Here is a 20095-nt window from a genome sequence, read left to right on the forward strand (position 1 = left end):
GGAGCCCCCAACCTCTAGCGAAGGGGACTCTAACTTATGGTTTTTCTTTGGCCTGACGCTGTATTTCCTTGGCTGTTAATGCTTTATCATACACTCTTACGTTATCCAGACTGCCTTTGTAGAACGGATCAGACGCATAACGACTCTTGCCTACATAAGCTTCCGTTACCTGCAGATCTTTCGGGTTAAAAGTCATCTCAGAGCTGCTTGCAACCGATGTACCATTCACATACAGAGTACCCAAATCACCCTGAAGTGTTACAGCGACATGAACCCACTCTTTGGAAGGCAGTGGATTTGCTGCAATCAGGCTCTGATCCCGTCCCTCATTATGAATGGTGAATTGTAATGCTTCATTATGCTGGGAGGGCGTGAGGAACATATGTCTCGTTAAACCATTTCCAAAGTCGAAAATACGCTGCCAGGACCCGCCGCCATCCCAATTGACCCAGGCGCTAAACGTGAAATCCGTGGTATCTGTAATGAGTCCAGGTAACTGAATGTAACTGTCTACCCCATTGAATGTAGCAGCCTGATTTTTGCCACTTGCAGCAGAACTGACCACGTTAAAGGCTTGTCCGTGATATCCATTTTTACTGGAATCCTTTGCGACTTTGGCAAGTTTTTTGTGTTCAAAAGTATACTCCCCGAGCAACGGGCTTACCGCTTGCTGTGGAATGATAACGTTAAACGTTTTGGAGTTTACCGCAGTTCCTTTACGAATCGTTGCGGTTAATTTCACTTTGGCATCACCCTTACCAGCGCGTGGTCGCTGCACTACACCTGTAGAGGATAGAGCCGAAGTGTTGGAGCTTTTCCACGTAATGTCTGCATCACTTGTTCCCTTTACAGGCAGAGACAGATTGAAGAACACGTGATCCGTATTGCTAATGCTCAGGTCCTTTTTCACCGCATCTACAATGTCCTGATCACTCCGTTCAACACCTTGACTTCCCCAGATGGCTATCCCGGTGGAGGAGAGGGCGCTAAAGGTCAGAACCGTACTTTGAGATTCCGAATTCCATTCATGTGTGAAAACGCCTTTGTACACAACGTTATTCGATGTGATCTGAACCTTGTTGTCTGCGCCAAGACTCCATGTTCCTGTCACGGCACCATGAATCTGCCCATCTGCCGTGAACTGAACGGTCTGGGATGGCTTGATGTCCGCCGTGATGTCCTTACCATGATTCACCCATTGGTACTGACCAGCGATCTCCTGAGTTGTCAGTTGCGTGGTATCCTCTCCCAAAGCCGCATAGCGATATGGAGAAACAACGGGCCAACCATCTGCATTCATATGCATCTCATGCACGCGAACTTCGTGCTCTTCGCCACGCCCTGGAAAGCGGGTATGGAAGATGAGAAATTGTTTGCCAGTCTCCGGATCAACATAAGCAGAGTTATGCCCTGGCGATACATAGCCGCTACCTAGGCCTGTGCCCGGATCACCGATCTGTCTCTCGAACAGGAAGTTCCCCATCAATTTGACTCCGAATGGCTCAATAGAACGATCATCAAACAACGGTTTATCCTTGTCCGCTTTAACGTTGATCATATCGTTTCCTTCCGCATCGAGGAAAGGTCCATCCGGTGTTTGGGAGCGGGCTACGCGAATGTTATATCCTCCATCAGCACCTAGTCCACCGTAAGACAGGTACAGATAATAATAATCGGTTTCGGGACTGTAGAGCATATAAGGGGCTTCAATACGACTATGATTGCCTCCGGTCAGCTTCTTGCCGTAACCTTGATTCGGCAGTGGTTTACCTGTCGTTGCATCCATCTCCAGAATGAAAATCCCTCCGGAATAAGAGCCATACACCATCCATAACTTGCCGTTTTTATCATAAAAGACATCCGGATCGACCACATTGGGATGAATCGTTGCATCGTAAATGGTACCATCCTCACTGATCTGATCCCACATGCCGGATTTCAACAGAATGCCTTGATCCTTATAAGGGCCTTCGATATTGTCTGCGACAGCAATGCCGAGCGCTGATCGCGGAGAGTCCCCTTTACAAGCATTGTAGTACATATAAAATTTGCCGTCCGCCAATTGAATGACATCTGCTGCCCATAACGTATCCGTCTGCGCCCACTCCAACGCTTCAGCGAATTCCTTGGTTACATTGGGGACAACAGGATTGTTATCTGTAACGCCGGAGGCGACCAGATCCCAGTTCAAAAAGTCTTTGGACTTAGCTACTTGCAGGTGTGAACCAAAAATATAAAACGTATCATCCACCTTAATGACAGAAGGGTCATGAACGGAAACATTTTTAAATGTTGGAGCAGGATTAGCGATAGGTGTGGTGGAACTCTGCGAGTTACCCACGGTTGCCCCTGAACCATTTGCGAACACCGAGACTGGCGCCAAAGTTGTTGCAGTAAGTAAAGTGGTGCTTAGTACAGAAATGTTAAGTACGCGAACCCAATAACGTTTCATACGTTTCCCCTTTCCTATTTCCCGGAATGAAAAATCAACCGATACTTGGCAACACACGATAAAAGGTTCGGCAGACCTCCTTTGAGTATTTCATTATATCAAGCGCTTTCATTTGTTATATTATCAATTGATTTATATGTTTGTAAACCATAAATGTAATGTTTATAAGACTAAAATGAATAAATAAAGAGAGACGGGAAGAGCCAATAAAGGTCATTACATTTAAATAAACCAGTTGTCTTTCTCAAATTTAGGATTGAAATGGGGAGCGATGATGCGATATTATTACGTTTAAGAAATGTATTTAACTATTTATCAATCATTTTATATTAATGCGAATTAAAAGCGTGAACCGACAATTCTCAACTACATAGGAGGTAAGAACATGAGCACATATCGAAATCAATTAATTGCACAATACACGTTTGAAGATAACGTTAAGATCGGGAAGGACAGCTCCGGTAAGGGCCATGATGGTATAACCAAAGGCGAGATCCCGCCTGTGATATCCGAATTGAAAGGCAGAACGGCGGTGACTTTCAACGGGGGAGCGAATGGAACTTCTTATCTGCAATTACCCTCGAATCTGCTTCGTGATGTAAGCGATAACACGGGAATCACGATTGCCACATGGGTGTTTCTCGGCAAGGGGGCTAATGTGTGGGAACGCATTTTTGACTTTGGTAAAGGGGAGAAGGGGCCGTATTTGTTTCTGACACGTCAGCTCTTGGGAACGTTATATGCCGGCGATAATCTGGTTGTCCACCCAAGTGGAGGAGTTGCAAGTGGAGAATGGCTGCATATTGCGCTCTCCGTGGCAGGTAGCCAAGGGGGAACGTTGAGCAGTGCGGGTCCAATTGTGTATGTGAACGGGGAGAAGGCCGCAGACGGCTCGATCAGTCAGACGTCGAGTGGCAATTATGCCAAACTGCGCGAATGGTTTGATTCGTTCACTGATCCTGAGAATTATAGCCAGAATTATATTGGACGCTCCCAGTATGCAGCGGATGTGGATTTTGCAGGTTCTTTATCCGACTTTCGGATCTATGGGTCAGCGCTCACCATGGATGAAGTCATTGAAGTGATGTGTGAATCGCTGACAGATGAAGCGATTGTGAAGCTTGCGGCGGACAAGTACTTGTCCTTCCCCAACCGAATCATCACCAAGGATGTATCATTACCTGCAGACTTGCTGGGTGGTAAAGTGTCTGTTGAATGGAGCTCCAGTAAGCCGGAAGTCTTGTCCGAGAGCGGAGAAGTTCAGGTGATCACATCGGCACAAGAGGTTACGCTCCGTGCGCTTCTGAACAGAGGTGATCGTAAGCTGAGCCAAAGCTTTGACGTGTCTGTTGTGCCAGCCCATCTCCCGCCTTATACGGTCACCATCCATGGAGATCAGAAGGTGGCTGACATCAGTGAAGTCATGTATGGGCTTTTCTATGAGGATATTAACAACGCGGCAGATGGCGGAATCTATGCAGAGCTTGTTCAGAATCGATCATTTGAGTCTTTTGCATTTGATACATACTCGCATGACTCTGGAGAATGTGGCTGTTCGACAGGACGAAATCGTGAACCTTTGTTTGCCTGGTCAGGCGACACCGAGAAAATGCGCGTACAGCATACGGATGGACTAAACGTTCACTTTAACGTGGAAGACCCTGAAGTAAATGCTTATTATGTAACGGTTCAGGATGGGGCTACGATTCGGAATCGTGGATTCTCAGACTCCAACCAGCATTGTGCCATGTCCATCAAGCAGGGTGAATCATATGACTTTACCGTATGGGCAAAAGCAGAATTGGCAGGAACGATCACTGTTCAATTGCAGGATGGAAGTGACACTTCCATCAGTGATTCGGTAACGCTGCATGTTGAAGGCGGGAACACATGGAAGAAATACGGTTTGTCTCTGATCGGAACGGAGACTGTACTTGGTCAACTGGCACTTACGTTTGCAGGTGACATCTCCATCGATATGGTGTCCCTAGTCCCTCAGAATGTATGGGGAGCTGATCCGACAGAAGAGGGAATATCGGCTACGGCACATGCTAACTACACAGGTAACCCGAACTATCGATTGAGAAAAGATCTAATCCAGGCACTCGCAGATCTGCATCCGAAGTTCTTGCGTTTTCCGGGAGGATGTATCTCGGAGGGATCTTTTATCTGGGATAACGTATATGACTGGAAGGATTCTGTGGGTCCGGTTGAGCTCCGCAAAGAGAATTATAATGTCTGGGGTTACATGATGACGATGGGCCTCGGTTATATGGAGTACTTCCAACTGGCGGAAGATCTGAATGCCGCTCCAGTTCCAGTCATGGCTTGCGGTGTGTTGTGTCAGGCACGCTCGGATTATGCTCACCCTGCGGGTGGCGCTTTAAGAGATTATTATATCCGCAACTTTACAGATCTGATTGACTTTGCGCTCAGTACAGACTTTGAACACAACGAATGGGCAGCGGTACGAAGCGAGATGGGACATCCTGAACCGTTTGATCTTCGTTATCTGGGCGTAGGCAATGAGAACTGGGGCACTGAATTTTTTGCCAACTTTGAAGTATTCAAACGTTCAATAGATGACTACATGAAACGGAACTATCCTGATCATGAGTTGCACATTATCTCGACGGTTGGTGCTCAGGCGGATGATGATGCGTACCAGGAAGGATGGAAATTCCTCAGCGGAAACCTCACCGGATCAGCTCAGGTTGCTTTTGCAGATGGTGCTGAGGTGATTGAGGAGACCGTAACCTGGTATGAGAATCAGGACAATTATATGGACACCATTGCAGATGAGCACTACTACCGCTCCAATGAATATTTACTGAATAACGTAGATCGCTACAACTATTATGACCGGGCTTATCTTGAAGACGGAAGTATCGATTGGAAAGAAACATCCAAAGTATTTGTTGGAGAATATGCTTCCACGGACAAAAACACGCTGGCAGGAGCGGTCGCAGAAGCTGCGATCATGACTGGATTTGAAAATAACGCGGACGTTGTGCGTTTGGCTGCCTATGCGCCATTGTTCAACAAAGTACTAACGGACGGTACTTACCGCTGGACGCCAGACTGCATCTGGTTTGATGATGAAACCGTGTGGTATACACCGAATTACTATGTACAGCAGCTTTTTGCAAAATATGTAGGGGATCAGGTGCTTGAGACTTCATTCTCCACCTATAGCAAAGGCAAACCGTTGAATCTCATTCCTCGTGGAGGTATCGAGATTGCAACGGGTCATGCAGACATCGTGGTGAAACGAGTTACAGTGACGTCCAATGTGGATGGCAGTTTGATGTTTGATGAAGATTTCAGGGAACGTACAGAGCCTAGTGAGGCATGGAGACAGATTCCCGGATCGGAAGGATATGCGTTAACCGCAGGAAAAGGACTCATTTTGAAGGCACAATCAAGTGGATTGAATGGATTGTATCTGCTGAATGACGAATGGACCAATTACAAAGTTCACGTTGAGGCTGAAAGAATTTCAGGTGAGGATGGTTTTTACATCGGTGTGGGACTGACGGATATCTCGCCTGAGAACAAGGATGTCATTGAGTACGCAATTAGTTACGGCGGGAACGCAACAGGCGTGAAGGTGTACAAACAAGGGATTGAGGGTTATACACTGGGAGACTATTCATCCAGCTCGGCAGCAGGTAACCTGAGAGCGGCCAACTATGAACCACTCGAGAATGGAACCCATTATACAATCACGGTTAACTATGGTGGAGATACAGGAAAGAATCTGGTTTGCTCCTATACAGACGGACGTAATACCAGCAAGGTTCTGGATTACAAGCTGGAAGCTTACAACCGGGAAGTATTCCACTCTGTTACGAAGGACGCAGGGCATGTGTATGTGAAACTGGTCAATGCAGATGGTGTGGATAAATCAACCCGGATTTGCCTTCAGGATCTGAAGGTTAATGCTTCAGCCAGACTGATCACACTTACTGGAGAAGATCATTTGGTGCATATTCCGAATGTGAATCAGAAGAATGATGAGAAAGTGGTTCCCCAAGAACAGGAGATTACACTGTCGGATACATCGGTGGTCGTTAACTTAACAGCTCATTCAGTGAATGTATTGGTGATGGATATTCTGAATTAAATTCATATCGTGAACAAGAGACCGCGTTTATCGCGGTTTTTTGGCGTTCCAGGGGTGAGAGTCAACAAAAGATACCCAAAGTAAATAGCCCACACTATTGCCGTGATCTGGCTGCTCCTATAATAAATGTTGAAGGAGGAGTCAGCTTATGCGTTCCAACTACAAACAATTTATCCGAAACGTTCCGCTTCATCTCATGATTCTGCCTGGCCTGCTCATTATTATTGTATTCGGTTACATTCCGATGGCGGGGCTCTCTATTGCCTTTCAGAATTTCTCTCCCATTGCCGGATTCAAAAATATGAATTGGGTGGGTTTGGACAATTTCAGGTACCTGTTCGATCTGCCGGGGTTCTCGCAGGTTGTATGGAATACGGTATTTATATCAACGATGAAAATTGTGTCCGGCTTGGTAATTCCCGTACTTGTGGCCTTATTGCTCAATGAGGTTCGCAAGACAGGATTTAAACGAACGATCCAGACCGTGATCTATATGCCTCATTTTTTCTCCTGGGTTATTCTGGCGGGAATCATCGTGGATGTGTTATCTCCAAGCACCGGTATCGTTAATATGTTGCTGAAAGCCGTAGGGATTGACCCAATTCAATTCCTGGCCAGTAACGAGTGGTTCCCTTACATACTTGTCATCACAGACCAATGGAAAGAGTTCGGATTCGGGACCATTATCTATCTGGCTGCCCTCACGAATATTGATAAATCTCTGTATGAGGCCTCTGTTATGGATGGTGCGGGAAGATGGAAACAGACATGGCATATTACACTGCCAGGCATTCGCCCGATCGTGATTTTGATGGTAACGCTTAGTCTGGGAAACGTACTTAATGGTGGCTTTGACCAAGTGTTCAACCTCTATAACCCATTGGTATATGAATCAGGAGATATCCTGGATACGATGATCTACCGGATCGGATTGCAGGATGCACAGTATTCCGTATCGACAGCGTTGGGTCTAATCAAATCCGTCGTGTCTTTCATTTTTATCGGACTTGGTTATTTCTTGGCCTATCGGTTCGCGAATTATCGGATATTCTAGAAAGGAGGCAGAGTCATGCACCATGCTTCAAGAGCCTATCGGTGGTTCCTAGGGTTTAACTACGTCATCCTGACGATTCTTGCCTTGTTGTGCCTGTTCCCGATTGTGAATATATTAGCGATTTCATTTAGTTCGAGTGATGCGGTCAAAGCGGGCAGTGTCACATTCTGGCCTGTGGATTTCACATTGTCTTCTTATCAATACATTCTGGAAAATCAGCAATTCCTGAACTCATTCGGTACAAGCCTTCTTCGTGTAGTTCTGGGAGTTACGACCAATCTGATCTTTACCATTCTCGTAGCTTATCCGCTCTCCAAAGAGGCTGCCAAATTCCGTTCAAGAACGTTCTATGCCTGGATATTCGTATTCACCATGTTATTCAGTGGAGGACTGATTCCGGGTTATCTGGTGGTTAAGGAAGCGGGGTTGCTGGATTCCATCTGGGCTTTGATACTGCCAGGCGCTGTTCCGATCTTTAATGTACTTTTAATGCTTAACTTCTTCCGAGGACTGCCGAAGGAGCTTGAAGAAGCTTCCTGGATGGATGGGGCGGGACATTTTCGCACCCTATGCAGCATTTATCTTCCGATCTCTCTGCCAAGTATCGCGACCATTACGTTGTTCGCCATGGTGGGTCACTGGAATGCCTGGTTCGATGGCATGATCTACATGAAGAGTCCGGAAGGTTATCCGCTGGCCACATATCTTCAGTCCATGTTACAGCAGGTGACGATGATTCAGAGCGAGATGATGACGCTGGAGGATGCGACGCTCTTAAGTCAGGTATCGGATAGAACCACTCAAGCTTCCCAGATCTTTTTGTCCGTTATTCCGATCCTGCTTGTGTATCCGTTCCTGCAGCGGTATTTCGTTCATGGGCTTGTCGTTGGAAGTGTAAAGGGATAAGATCGGTAGGAGGAAAACCGATCGATGGAAGGAGCCGATTTCTGGCTCCTTTTTTGCTATTGAGGAGAGAGCGTGAGGAGAGGAGGAGGGGAATATTGCGAATCATCCGGGGGAGATGGAGAGAGTCATCCATTGTTGTCAAACTGATGATTGCTTTTGTACTGGTCATTCTACCCTTGTATGGGATAAGCATTATGATTACGCAACTTAGCTCCAAACAAATGCAGACGGAGGTGGAGAAGGCACATGAGTCCAAATTGTACTTCTACCATAATCATCTGCAATTCGAATTGGAACGAATGAGTGCGCTGGTTACCGAGTTTTCATTTGATGAAACCATGTCCACGCTAAGTACACGAGCCGCGATTATGAGCAGGTATGAAGTCATGTCCAGTCTGAACAATATCCACAATAAGCTGGGTCAGATCATGGTGACAAGTCCCTACATTAGTGATGTGGTGTACTATGTTCCTGCTCTGCACAAACGGGTCAGTGCTGCGGACGGGATTCGGGACGTAGAGGATAACGAGTGGCAGAATCTGCTCGCCACGATGGGGAATCTAAATGGCGAATTATCACATTTCAATAACGATCTCTATTTCCTGAAAAGTAATCCATATAACATGAACCATGAGGAACCACCCAATTTCATATTAGGGATACGCTTGTCTGCTGAAGAACTGAAACATCGTTTGCAGCAGCTATCGGAAACGGGCGAAAGTGAGATTACACTGAGTTTTGGTGAACAACAACATGTAGTGATCTCTTCTTCAGACCAGCCAGCACCTGTTAAACCGATTCGAACTGTTTCGCCTGAACCGTCCGAGTCCATGCAAGTTACGAAGTTTCAATCTGATCCATATCTCTATTATTCATTACATGATAAGGATCACTCGTTCACGCTGATAGCCACTATACCGCAAGATGTGCTGAGGGCACCGCTGGAACAATACAACGTATGGTTATGGATGGTGACCTTCATGTCGGTTGTGATCATTGTTGTCTTCTCGTTTTCAATCTACAGATCGATTCACCAACCGCTAGCGGTACTCATTCGAGGATTCAGGATGGCAGAGCAGGGCCAGACAAGCGTACATATTCCTTCATCCAGAAGGGATGAATTCGGCTATTTGTACTCTCGATTCAACCATATGATAGAGCGCTTACATATTTTGATCGATGAGAATTATGTTGCACGGATTCGAACAAGTGAAGCGGAACTTAAACATCTACAATCCCAGATTCAACCTCATTTTTTATACAACAGTCTGTTCAGCATCAAGCAGATGGCAGAGGTGGAGAATGTGGAGCTCATTCAGGAATTCACCGACTACCTGGGTCAATATTTCAGGTATATGTCTCGGGATTCTCATACGGAGGTATCGTTGGGGGCTGAGATTGACCATGCGCTGGTCTATGCATCAATTCAGAAAATCCGATTTGGTTCGAGGATTCAATTGGAATTAGAGGATCTGGATGCGAGGTACAAAATGATTTCGATTCCCAGAGTTATTATCCAGCCGATCGTGGAAAATGTGTTCGAGCATGCACTAGCCAAGCGTAGTCAGGGAGGCATTTTACAGCTTTCATACCAACAGGAGCAGGGTTACTTGTCCATTCGTATTGAGGATGATGGGGATCAGTTATCAGACGAAACCTTGAATTACCTGCAATCTGCCTTTGAGGAAATTGAGCGGAAACATGGAAACGAAGAGATAACCGGACTCATGAATGTGAATCAGCGATTAAGAATCAAATTCGGGGCCGCCTATGGTCTTACAGCGCAGCGAAGTGAGTTCGGTGGGTTGTGCATTATAGTGAAGATTCCATGGAAAGGGGAGTAGTGTTATGCAGCGGATGCTTATTGTAGATGATGAACCCGTTATTTTAGATGGACTGTATGCTTTCTTTCAAAAGGCGAACTTTCAGGATATGGAGATTATTAAAGCATACTCTGCCTTTGAAGCCATCGATTGGCTGAACTCGGTCAAGATTGATATTGTACTCAGTGACATCTGTATGCCTGGTATGGATGGCATGCAATTGATTGAGCAGATTATGGATCGGTGGCCACGATGCAAAGTTCTCTTGCTGACCGGTCATAACGAATTCGATTATGCACACCAAGCCATCCGAAATCCGTGCGTTGTTGATTACCTGTTAAAAACAGAGGGAATGAATCACATTCGGGCTGCGGTAGAACGGGCGTTAACACAGATCTCGGAAGAGAATGATTTTCGCTACCAAGCTGCCTGGTTTCGCAGTAAATTGCCACGAGCACTGCCCCAGTTACAGCGTCAATTGCTACTGGATGTGCTTAAGCGAACGGATAGACATGATATTGTTTCACTTCAAGAAGAGCTGGATGCTGTGCAGTTACCTTTCGAATCCGATCAACTCGTTATTCCTGTGATCATCCGGGTAGAGGAGTGGAACAACTATCAATCTCAGGCGGATCGCAGTCTCATCCGTTATGCCGTTGCCAATGTTGCGGAGGAGCTGCTGCAAGACAAGGCTAAGGTGAGGGCGATTGATCTGGACACTCAGGTCATCGCGTGTTTTATTCAATCGCAAGAGACATATCCGTCACACGTATCTGATACACAAGGGGAACGAGGGAGTCAGCTGGATAACTGCCTTCGTTTTGTCTATGGCACTTTGGAGTCTGTGCAGCAATCCTGTGCGGACTGCTTGAACCTGTCTGTATCCATCATGGTCAGCGAGCAGGCGGTAGAGTGGAGCAGGGTTAATCAGGCAATCGGGCAGTTACGCCTGTCGATTCATGAGAGTCCCGGGCTTGGGATGGAGAAGCTGCTGCGTGTAAATATCCAGGATGAATTGCCCGACACCCCTAGCATTATGAATCAACAGGGTGTGGTAACACTGCATCTGGATCAGATCAAACAGCGAATAACCGCCGGGGATCGGGAATGGATGGAGCCTTTCCATAAATGGACCGAGGCTGCGAAGGAGGGACTTCCAGATCCGTTCTTCCGCATGAAAACGTATACGGGTGCAGCCAATGTGCTCATTGAAGTTCTGCACGAACTGGGATTGTATGAGTCAGCAATGGAAGAAATATCGTTGTCTCGAATGCTGCATTTTGACATCCATACCGCATGGACCGATCTGGTCATCTTTTATCAATCGGCATACGAATGGATGATCTCCAAACGAAGCGATGCCCGCCTGAATGACCAATCACAGATTCTGATCACGATCCATCATTATATCAAGCACCATCTCGAGGACGACCTCTCACTCACACGGATCGCACAGGAAGTTTCTCTTAACCCTTCTTATCTGTCGCGTTGGTACAAACGGATTACCGGCAAAGGCATATCCGACTATATCCATGACCGTAGAGTGGAGCGAAGCAAAGAGTTGCTTCTGGGTTCTTCCTGCAAGATGCATGAAATATCGGCGAAAGTTGGATTTAGTGATCAGCATTATTTTTATCGTTTCTTCAAAAAAGCGACAGGTTGCACCCCTCAAGAGTATCGGGATCAGAAAAGTTAGATGATATCTCAAATGGTAAATCAAAGATACCAGATGTCAACGGGATACACTCGAAGTGATAGCGCTTTCTTTATAAAATGAAATTATACCTCACGGGAGGAGAAAAAAGGGGGATTCGCATGAATATATCATTCAAGAAGTTCTCATTATTAACATTAACCATGGTACTGGCCACCACACTTGCTGCCTGTTCATCCGGTGCGGGAAGTGCCGATAATGAAGCTGAGTCGAACACACAGCAGGATGCGGGAGGACCACTTACGAAATATGACCCACCCATTAAATTGACTTCCACCATGAATGAAACGGGGAAAGAATCGCTTGCCCAAGGAGATACACACGCCAATAACATCTGGACCAGAGGTTACAAGGATGAACTTGGTATTGATGTAACGTACGAATGGATTGTTCCTGATGCTAATTATAACGATAAGATGAATGTCACGCTGGCGAGTGGTGATCTGCCGGATGTACTGAAAGTGAGTGCTGTTCAATTCGAACAACTGCATGAAGCGGGAATGCTGGAGGATCTGACCGAAGTATATGACAAGTATGCATCCGAACTGGTGAAGGAGTTCATGTCTGCTGAAGATGGAGCAGGTCTGAAGCCGGTAACGAAGGATGGCAAAATATACGCCATGGTGAGTTTCCCAGGCTCGCTGGATTCCTCGGATATGATCTGGATTCGTCAGGATTGGTTAAAAAAGGTTGGTCTTGAAGCGCCCAAATCCATGCAGGATGTCATCCAGATTGCGGAAGCCTTTACCTTCGAAGATCCAGACGGAAATGGCAAAGATGATACGTATGGCATTGCCTTGAACAAGGATTTGCCTATCAATGCGTTCTTGCTCGGCTATCATGGTTATCTCGAAACCTGGATTAAGGATGCTTCAGGTCAAGTCGTGAACGGAACGATCCAAGCGGAAGTGAAAGAAGGATTGCGTGAGCTTCAGACTCTGTATCAGAAGGGTGTGCTTGATCCCGAATTTGGCGTGAAGGATTTTGCTAAAATGATGGAGGATGTGAATGCGGGCAAATCAGGCATGTTTTTCCTGCCACAATGGGCACCTTTTCAGGTTAGCAGCATGATTAAAAAAGACAAAAACATCGACTGGATGGCTTACCCGGTTCAATCAATTGATGATCAACCAGCCAAAACACAGAATCATCTTAGTCTGGGCGGTATATTTGCCGTTCGTAAAGGCTACGAGCACCCGGAAGCGCTAATCAAGTTGCTCAATTTCCAGGCTGAAAAAATGTTCGGTGAGTCTGCCAAGGAAGAACGGGCTGCTTATTTGAATGGACTGACAGGTCTTGGTTTTCATAATGCAACGGTCTCCAACCTGCCAGCCAACAAAAATGTGAAGGCACAGGATGAAGTAGAGCAGGCGCTCAAAACAGGAGATACGTCCGGATTGGAACTTGAAGCGAAGCTGTTCTATGACGATATTATGGATTATCGAAATGGGAATCTCGACAAGTGGCATATGGAGCGTATCTTTGGCCCAGAGAGTTCACAAGGTGTGATTAAATATTATCGAGATAATGACCTCATTGTCATGAATGAATTCATCTATGCACCGACGAGAACAATGAATACGAAGCAAGCTACACTGGATAAACTGAGAGCCGAGACATTTCTGAAAATCATCTATGGTAACTTGTCGATTGACGAGTTTGATAATTTCGTAGCCAATTGGAAGAAACTTGGCGGGGATCAGATCACACAAGAAGTGAATGATACCATCGCAGCTAACCAATAGAAGATTGATTATATAATCAAGAATGAAAAATGAAAAAATGGTGCGCTCTCTAAAGGGAGGCACCATTTTTTGATGCTGATCATTTGCGTTTCAATAACAGAACTCCGCTGATTTCTGACGTTTTGTAGCGGTATACCACTTTGAATCCAATATCATTGTCCAGCAAGCAGTTCAGTGCATTGATCAACCGTGCACCAGGAACCAGTGTGAAAGTACATGGAGACGTATTACCAATTACACGTACACTTTGGATTCTGCGCGCAGAACCGGGAATGAGCGGATTTCTAGACCAATAGATTAATACCAGATCCGGTTGTGGAACAGCATTGACACGAGCCATACTAATCATCTCTTTTCTATTAAAGGTTCTTAATAGTAGATGAAAAGTAGGGGAAAGGGTGTTAGACGGAAGACATGATGTTTAATAAATAGACTCTACTTATTCGTTGAGTGCTGTTTGGAAGGCAACTTGTCCCCTGGCGTTCCCTTGCCGTTGTTTTTATTGTGACGGGCTTTTTCGGCATTTTCGTTAACTTTTTTCACAAAATCTTGAGTACTTTCCATTTTAAATTACAGCTCCTTCCACAAGCAAAATGTGTATTCACGATTGTTAATATAACCACTGGAAAGTGATTTTATTTTGGGGACATCGCTAAATTTAATTTTGATTCCACATTCCTAGGTCAGTTGGGACATACTGGACATGGGAAGTTCATGCGTCTAAACTAGATAGATCAGACACACTAAGAAGGGATGCGCCGATCCAAACCATGTTGCAGAAATTCGGATTTACACAATATGAAAGTCAGGTATACGAGGCTATATTTGCCCAGGATGAACCGCTTGATGCCACATCGATTGTAAATTACTCCAACGTTCCCAAAGCCAAAATCTATGAAGTGCTCAATCGCCTGATCGACAAGGGAACGGTGCTGACAACGATGGATGGGAAGAAAAAACTATATATGGCTGTGGATCTTCAGTCCATTATTCATAAGATTAAAGCTGATTTTGAGAAAGATATTGAGGAATTGAAGAGTTACAAAATCAAACGTACATTCACCGATGAACATATCTGGACGTTAAAAGATGAGTCGTCCATCGCATCGAATATCGAACAGCTGATCGAGGAAGCAGATTCATCGATTCTTTTTCTGGCCTGGAATGAGCGAATGGAGAAATATCGTGAACTGCTGGAGCAGAAGGAAAAGCAGGGCGTGTACGTTGAAGTGCTTGCCGTTGGGGGAATGGAGACATCCTTAAACCGGATATACTCGTTGATTCCATTGCTTGATGCGCCAGAACCTTCACAGCTGCTTATTGTGGATCATGCGTATTTGCTGTTTGCCGGTGTGGAGCACGATTCATGGCGAGCGATCAAGACGATGTCCAAACCGATTGTCAAAGCGATGACTGATTATTTCTACCATGATGTTGCCCTTACTCAGATTACCAAAAAATACGGTGACCAACTGTTACAGGATGCTGAAATCGAGAAACTGCTCACCAGGTTGATCTATTAAAACTATTCTCTCGGAGGATAGTTTTTTTTGTTATATCTTTGTTTGAAAACAATCATGAAAATAACTATTGAAACTTTCATTCTTATGGGTTACTATCGTAGTTGTAACTTTTTGAGGAGGATTCAAAAATGAATAAGAAAGTATATGTGCTCGCTATCGCAGCATTTGTGGTCGGAACCGTTGAACTGATCTTGGGCGGAATTCTGGACCTGATTGCTACGGATCTTCATCTTTCCCTGGCCAAAGCGGGGTATTTAATCTCTATTTTCTCACTTGTCTATGCGTTGTCTGCACCGATTTTATTAAATATGACGGCCAGATTCGAGCGTAAAAAGGTATATATGTGTACGCTGTTTGTTTTTCTGATCAGTAATCTGATCTCTGCATTTAGTTCCAGTTTTTATATGCTGATGGCGGGCAGAGCGCTCGGAGCCGCCACAGGCTCACTTATTTTTGTACTCTCCCTGACCCTTGCAGCTCGCATTGTGGAACCACAATATAAAGGGCGCGCCGTGGGGATCATTACGATGGGAGGCAGTGCCTCACTCATCTTGGGCGTGCCTCTTGGCATTTTTGTAGGTAACTTGGCAGGCTGGCGTGAGGTGTTTATGTTGATCGCTATTCTCACAGCAGTGGTCATGGTAGCCATTTGGATTGCGATGGATCGTGTGCAGCCTATTCCTGCTGTATCCCTGAAGAAACAGCTTACGGCTCTGTGGAATCCAAAAATGTTGGCAATCCATGCTACGACTTTGCTTGTGCTTGCGGGTCATTTGACTTTATATGCGTATTTCACGCCATTCTTGCAAGAAACGCTGGGTGCCAGTGCGACGATGGTCACCTTTATCTATATGATGTTTGGAATCGCCGCTGTTGCAGGTGGAGGAATCGGGGGCATGTTATCCGATCGTCTGCATCCTGCTAAAGCCATTATCATTGTGCTGATTCCCTTTATCGTGAGTATGGCTGTCATTCCGTTCAGTGTGGGATTGCCTTTGATCGCCTTCTTGTTATTGTTAAGCATCTGGAGTGCACTGAGTTGGACCGTTACGCCTGTGCAGAATAGTCTCATTATCAAAACTTCGCCGGAAACAGCCGAAACGCTAATCAGCACCAACTCAGGTATTGCACATGCAGGTATTGCACTGGGTACTTATATCGGTGGCATGGTAATTGATCATTCATCGATTCTGAACACCGGATGGGTTGGTTCTGTTCTGATTCTGCTTGGTTTGGTGTCTGCCATCTATGCCATTAGCGTTAAGGAAAAAACCGTTCAGGCGGTTGCTTAGAATAAAGAAACTAGACAAAAAGCTTGAACCTCTGCATTCCCATAGTCTAATGGGTGTAGAGGTTTTTTTATTGTTGATACGCTAGAGTATGGTCAGTAGAATGAACTATTTTTATATCGAGCAAAACTTGCTTTATTCATCCTAATCTATATAATTAAAAGAGTTTTTAAAAGTATTATTTAATGTTGAATTACATGATGTGTATTGAGGGAGCGGTGATCATGACTACGAAGACGGAAAAACAAAAAATGCTGGATGGCGAGCTGTACATGGCTTCGGATCTTCAATTGTCTGAGGACAGAGAGTATGCAAGGAAAATGACGCGGACGTTCAATCAAACGACGGAAACGGACGGTGAGCTTCGCACCAAGTTATTGAAGGAACTGTTGGGATCTACAGGTGAACATCTGGGCATGGAACCTAATATTCATGTGGATTATGGATATAACATTCATGTAGGCAATCATTTTTATAGCAATTTTAACTGTACGATATTAGATGTGTGTGAAGTTCGTATTGGAGACCATTGCTTAATGGGGCCAGATGTACATATCTATACGGCTACTCATCCACTCCATCCGCATGAACGCAATACGGGTGCAGAATACGGCAAGCCAGTCACGATTGGCAATAATGTATGGATTGGTGGCAGAGCCGTTATTAACCCGGGGGTTACCATTGGAGACAACGTGGTCATTGCTTCCGGGTCTGTGGTTACAAAGGATGTTCCGGATAATATGATTGTGGGCGGTAATCCTGCTAGAATTATTAGAGAGATTGAGCTTTAATTTATTTTAGATAGAAGATGGGAAGTGCTTACGAAATGATGACTGAAAAAGAAAAATCCCAATTGGGGCTCTTGTATAACGCCAATTATGATCAAGAGTTAATTGAAGAGCGTTTACATGCCAAAGGACTTTGTTACGATTATAACCAGCTCCATCCAGGCAAGATCAATGAAAGAGAAGCGTTAATCAAGAAACTGCTGGGAAAAACGACCGACCGTTTCCTGATTGAACAGCCATTTGTATGTGATTACGGCTATAATATTGAAATTGGTGAGAACTTCTATAGCAATCATAATATTGTCATGCTGGATGGAGGCAAAATCAGTTTTGGAGATAACGTTTTTGTTGCGCCAAATTGCGGATTTTATACAGCAGGCCACCCTTATGATGTTGAGCAGCGCAATGAAGGTCTGGAGATCGTTGGACCCATCACGGTGGGCAATAATGTGTGGATCGGTGGCGGTGTGACAGTTCTTGCCGGTGTGACGATTGGAGATAATACGATCATCGGTGCAGGGAGCGTAGTGACCAAGAGTATACCGTCTGGTGTGATTGCTGCGGGTAATCCTTGCAGGGTCATTCGCAAGATAACGGAAGAAGACAAAACAAAGTACAGCAGAGATGTAGTAAAGTGTCGAGGGACAAGAACATATTCCCATTGAAGTCGCTATTTTAGCGGCTTTTTTTATGTTATCGGTACAAGAACATGTTCCTATTTCCGATTAGACATATAACTAATCTTTATTTTCCCCTTAATTCATTAAACTAACGGAATCGATAGCGTTATAAAACAAAAAAAGCAGTCGATTTACGAGATCGGTTGCTTTTTTCAACTAACGGCCATTTCTCGTGAAAAGATCGGGTACATAGAAGGAGCACTTATTTTCTTAAATGGAAACGATGGTATGCGTTATGTTAATCTGTCTAATAGTGGACACCATTCAGAGAGAGGGATGTTACTTGAGAAGAAACTTATTATACATCGAAGATAATGAGAAGATAGGCAAATTGGTAAAGGAGGAATTAGAACAGCGAGGCTTTTCGGTTCAATGGTTACTTAGTGGTGAGGGAGCTGAAAAAGATGTACATCAGTATGAAGTCGTTATTTTGGATATCATGTTACCTGGCTTAGACGGATTTACTGTGGGAAAACGATTAAAAAAGGCAGCTCCTGATGTTCCGATATTGCTGTTGTCTGCTCGAACATCGATTGATGATAAGGTAGATGGTTTACAATTTGCCGATGACTATGTAACGAAACCATTCCATACAGATGAATTAGTTGCAAGATTAGAAGTACTGATCCGGCGAAGTGGCGGAATACATTCCAAACGCATTTCATTAGGAAATCATATTGAAGTAGATCTAGGAGTCAAAATGATATTTGATAAACGCACAGGTGAAGAAATTATATTGACAGGGAAACAACATCGAATATTAATGTACTTCTTACGCCACCCTAATCAAGTTCTGCCAAAAGAACAAATCTATGAGGCTATTTGGGAAGAAGCTTATATTACTGGTGATAAAACATTAATGGTACATATCCGTCGGCTGCGTCAGAAGTTGGAACGTAATCCAAATTCCCCGGAGATTATAGAAACGTTGAAGGGAATAGGATATCGGGTGAAAATATGAGACAGAATAGGTCATTATTTCGCCGTTTTCTAAAAGTACATTTTCTATTTATCTTTTTTCCTCCCATAGTGCTTATTTTCTTCAGTGCGTTTGTTGGGTTTGCGGGTAGTATCCATGAAGAAGATCTGAATACGTTGAATTTATTTTATATCACTGTTCTATTATTTAGTTTTATCATGGTTGCATTTGTTGTTTTGTCTTGGTTGTTCTTCTTGAAACTTCGCAAACGTCTCACCTACTTACAAGAATTCATGTCGTTTTCAGCTACAAATCACTCATTTCCTAAACCAATATCGGTTCAGAGTGATCGCATGGATGAAATAGACCAGTTAGGGAGTTCCTTTAATTGGATGATTCAGCAGCTTGAGGACAGCCGCAAGCGGGAAAATGAAGAGGAATCATTAAGACATCGGCTCATCGCGAATTTATCTCACGACTTACGAACGCCACTTACTATTTTGAGAGGACATGTCACCAGGTTAAATGAGGAATCAATTAGTTTGGAAGGACAAAACTCATTAACGGAAATGAACCATACAATTACAAGAGTCGGAGAGCTAATGGATGATTTACTTTCTTATACCTTGATTACATCAGGGAAACATCCTTTTCATCCGACTTCAACAGATATTGGACGCTTAGTAAGAGCATCAGTTGCTGCGTGGTATCCTGCATTTGAAGAACAAGCAATTCGGATCGATGTTGATTTACCGGCAGAGAAGACTTTTTATTGGGAAGTAGATCCTAAATGGATGACACGAGTTCTGGATAACTTATTTCAGAATGTTCTTCGGCATGCAGCAAAGGGGGAATATGCAAACATTGTAGTTGATATAGAAAATGAACAGATTATTATTGAAGACAGAGGTCCGGGTATGAATAACTCATCCGATGAGCGCGGAGTGGGGATTGGCTTATCGGCTTCAAAATATATGTTGAAAAAAATGAAGTTGAAAGCTGTCTTTACATCCAATAAAAATGGCACAAGAATAGCTATTGGCAGGGCTTAACCTAAAGTTAACCCAGAAGTAAAC

At 44.5% G+C, this 20095-nt stretch carries 15 protein-coding genes; 12 read left to right on the plus strand and 3 right to left on the minus strand.

The window, feature by feature from the left end; all coding sequences use genetic code 11:
• Positions 1 to 34 precede the first annotated feature (34 nt).
• A complete protein-coding gene (locus MKY01_RS14055; RefSeq protein ID WP_282321574.1) occupies positions 35 to 2452 on the minus strand; it encodes a family 43 glycosylhydrolase in 2418 nt (805 codons plus the stop codon).
• A 385-nt stretch (positions 2453 to 2837) separates the two neighbouring features.
• Between MKY01_RS14055 and MKY01_RS14060 the strand changes: the two genes are divergently transcribed.
• The 6 genes from MKY01_RS14060 (at position 2838) to MKY01_RS14085 (ending at position 13820) form a co-directional block, all read left to right on the plus strand.
• Positions 2838 to 6578: an alpha-L-arabinofuranosidase C-terminal domain-containing protein gene (locus MKY01_RS14060; protein WP_282321573.1), complete on the plus strand. Its 3741-nt coding sequence runs from the start codon at positions 2838 to 2840 to the stop codon at positions 6576 to 6578.
• Between the two features lie 148 nt (positions 6579 to 6726).
• Complete coding sequence (locus tag MKY01_RS14065; protein ID WP_047842804.1) at positions 6727 to 7632, plus strand: ABC transporter permease subunit; 906 nt, start codon at positions 6727 to 6729, stop codon at positions 7630 to 7632.
• 15 nt (positions 7633 to 7647) lie between these two features.
• Entirely contained in the window at positions 7648 to 8538 is an 891-nt protein-coding gene (locus MKY01_RS14070; protein WP_127545810.1) for a carbohydrate ABC transporter permease, read from the plus strand.
• A gap of 95 nt (positions 8539 to 8633) precedes the next feature.
• Positions 8634 to 10382 (plus strand): histidine kinase, encoded by a 1749-nt coding sequence (locus MKY01_RS14075; RefSeq protein WP_282321572.1) that lies wholly within the window; start codon positions 8634 to 8636, stop codon positions 10380 to 10382.
• A gap of 4 nt (positions 10383 to 10386) precedes the next feature.
• Positions 10387 to 12057, plus strand: a complete 1671-nt coding sequence (locus MKY01_RS14080; protein WP_282321571.1) for a response regulator — start codon at positions 10387 to 10389, stop codon at positions 12055 to 12057.
• A 119-nt stretch (positions 12058 to 12176) separates the two neighbouring features.
• On the plus strand, positions 12177 to 13820 hold the full coding sequence (locus tag MKY01_RS14085) for an extracellular solute-binding protein (RefSeq protein WP_282321570.1): 1644 nt from the start codon (positions 12177 to 12179) through the stop codon (positions 13818 to 13820).
• Positions 13821 to 13899: 79 nt separating this feature from the next.
• Here MKY01_RS14085 and MKY01_RS14090 read toward each other — a convergent pair whose 3' ends face one another.
• Both MKY01_RS14090 and MKY01_RS14095 read right to left on the minus strand, forming a co-directional pair.
• Positions 13900 to 14160 (minus strand): hypothetical protein, encoded by a 261-nt coding sequence (locus tag MKY01_RS14090; RefSeq protein WP_047842808.1) that lies wholly within the window; start codon positions 14158 to 14160, stop codon positions 13900 to 13902.
• Positions 14161 to 14255: 95 nt separating this feature from the next.
• Positions 14256 to 14384 (minus strand): DUF4023 family protein, encoded by a 129-nt coding sequence (locus tag MKY01_RS14095; protein WP_047842809.1) that lies wholly within the window; start codon positions 14382 to 14384, stop codon positions 14256 to 14258.
• 206 nt (positions 14385 to 14590) lie between these two features.
• On the opposite strand from MKY01_RS14095, the gene MKY01_RS14100 reads away from it, so the two are divergent.
• From MKY01_RS14100 to MKY01_RS14125, 6 genes are all read left to right on the plus strand, one after another.
• Positions 14591 to 15343, plus strand: coding sequence for a helix-turn-helix domain-containing protein (locus MKY01_RS14100; RefSeq protein WP_036670754.1), 753 nt, complete (start codon positions 14591 to 14593; stop codon positions 15341 to 15343).
• A 128-nt stretch (positions 15344 to 15471) separates the two neighbouring features.
• On the plus strand, positions 15472 to 16635 hold the full coding sequence (locus tag MKY01_RS14105; protein ID WP_036608348.1) for an MFS transporter: 1164 nt from the start codon (positions 15472 to 15474) through the stop codon (positions 16633 to 16635).
• 221 nt (positions 16636 to 16856) lie between these two features.
• Positions 16857 to 17423, plus strand: coding sequence for a sugar O-acetyltransferase (locus MKY01_RS14110; protein WP_036670756.1), 567 nt, complete (start codon positions 16857 to 16859; stop codon positions 17421 to 17423).
• A 38-nt stretch (positions 17424 to 17461) separates the two neighbouring features.
• Entirely contained in the window at positions 17462 to 18085 is a 624-nt protein-coding gene (locus MKY01_RS14115) for a sugar O-acetyltransferase (RefSeq protein ID WP_282322180.1), read from the plus strand.
• 298 nt (positions 18086 to 18383) lie between these two features.
• On the plus strand, positions 18384 to 19061 hold the full coding sequence (locus tag MKY01_RS14120) for a response regulator transcription factor (protein WP_339286716.1): 678 nt from the start codon (positions 18384 to 18386) through the stop codon (positions 19059 to 19061).
• Positions 19058 to 20071 carry a HAMP domain-containing sensor histidine kinase gene (locus MKY01_RS14125; RefSeq protein WP_282321567.1) on the plus strand — a complete coding sequence of 338 codons (1014 nt, stop codon included), beginning with the start codon at positions 19058 to 19060 and terminating at the stop codon, positions 20069 to 20071. The genes MKY01_RS14120 and MKY01_RS14125 overlap by 4 nt, the downstream gene beginning before the upstream one ends.
• Positions 20072 to 20095 lie beyond the last annotated feature (24 nt).

The sequence above is a fragment of the Paenibacillus sp. FSL R5-0486 genome (genome assembly GCF_037975155.1).
Classification (GTDB): Bacteria; Bacillota; Bacilli; order Paenibacillales; family Paenibacillaceae; genus Paenibacillus; species Paenibacillus amylolyticus.

Coding starts and splice junctions, on each gene's coding strand:
- MKY01_RS14055 (WP_282321574.1), bottom strand. CDS start 2,452: ATGAAACGTTATTGGGTTCGCGTACTTAACATTTCTGTACTAAGCACC.
- MKY01_RS14060 (WP_282321573.1), top strand. CDS start 2,838: ATGAGCACATATCGAAATCAATTAATTGCACAATACACGTTTGAAGAT.
- MKY01_RS14065 (WP_047842804.1), top strand. CDS start 6,727: ATGCGTTCCAACTACAAACAATTTATCCGAAACGTTCCGCTTCATCTC.
- MKY01_RS14070 (WP_127545810.1), top strand. CDS start 7,648: ATGCACCATGCTTCAAGAGCCTATCGGTGGTTCCTAGGGTTTAACTAC.
- MKY01_RS14080 (WP_282321571.1), top strand. CDS start 10,387: ATGCAGCGGATGCTTATTGTAGATGATGAACCCGTTATTTTAGATGGA.
- MKY01_RS14085 (WP_282321570.1), top strand. CDS start 12,177: ATGAATATATCATTCAAGAAGTTCTCATTATTAACATTAACCATGGTA.
- MKY01_RS14090 (WP_047842808.1), bottom strand. CDS start 14,160: ATGGCTCGTGTCAATGCTGTTCCACAACCGGATCTGGTATTAATCTAT.
- MKY01_RS14095 (WP_047842809.1), bottom strand. CDS start 14,384: ATGGAAAGTACTCAAGATTTTGTGAAAAAAGTTAACGAAAATGCCGAA.
- MKY01_RS14100 (WP_036670754.1), top strand. CDS start 14,591: ATGTTGCAGAAATTCGGATTTACACAATATGAAAGTCAGGTATACGAG.
- MKY01_RS14105 (WP_036608348.1), top strand. CDS start 15,472: ATGAATAAGAAAGTATATGTGCTCGCTATCGCAGCATTTGTGGTCGGA.
- MKY01_RS14110 (WP_036670756.1), top strand. CDS start 16,857: ATGACTACGAAGACGGAAAAACAAAAAATGCTGGATGGCGAGCTGTAC.
- MKY01_RS14115 (WP_282322180.1), top strand. CDS start 17,462: ATGACTGAAAAAGAAAAATCCCAATTGGGGCTCTTGTATAACGCCAAT.
- MKY01_RS14125 (WP_282321567.1), top strand. CDS start 19,058: ATGAGACAGAATAGGTCATTATTTCGCCGTTTTCTAAAAGTACATTTT.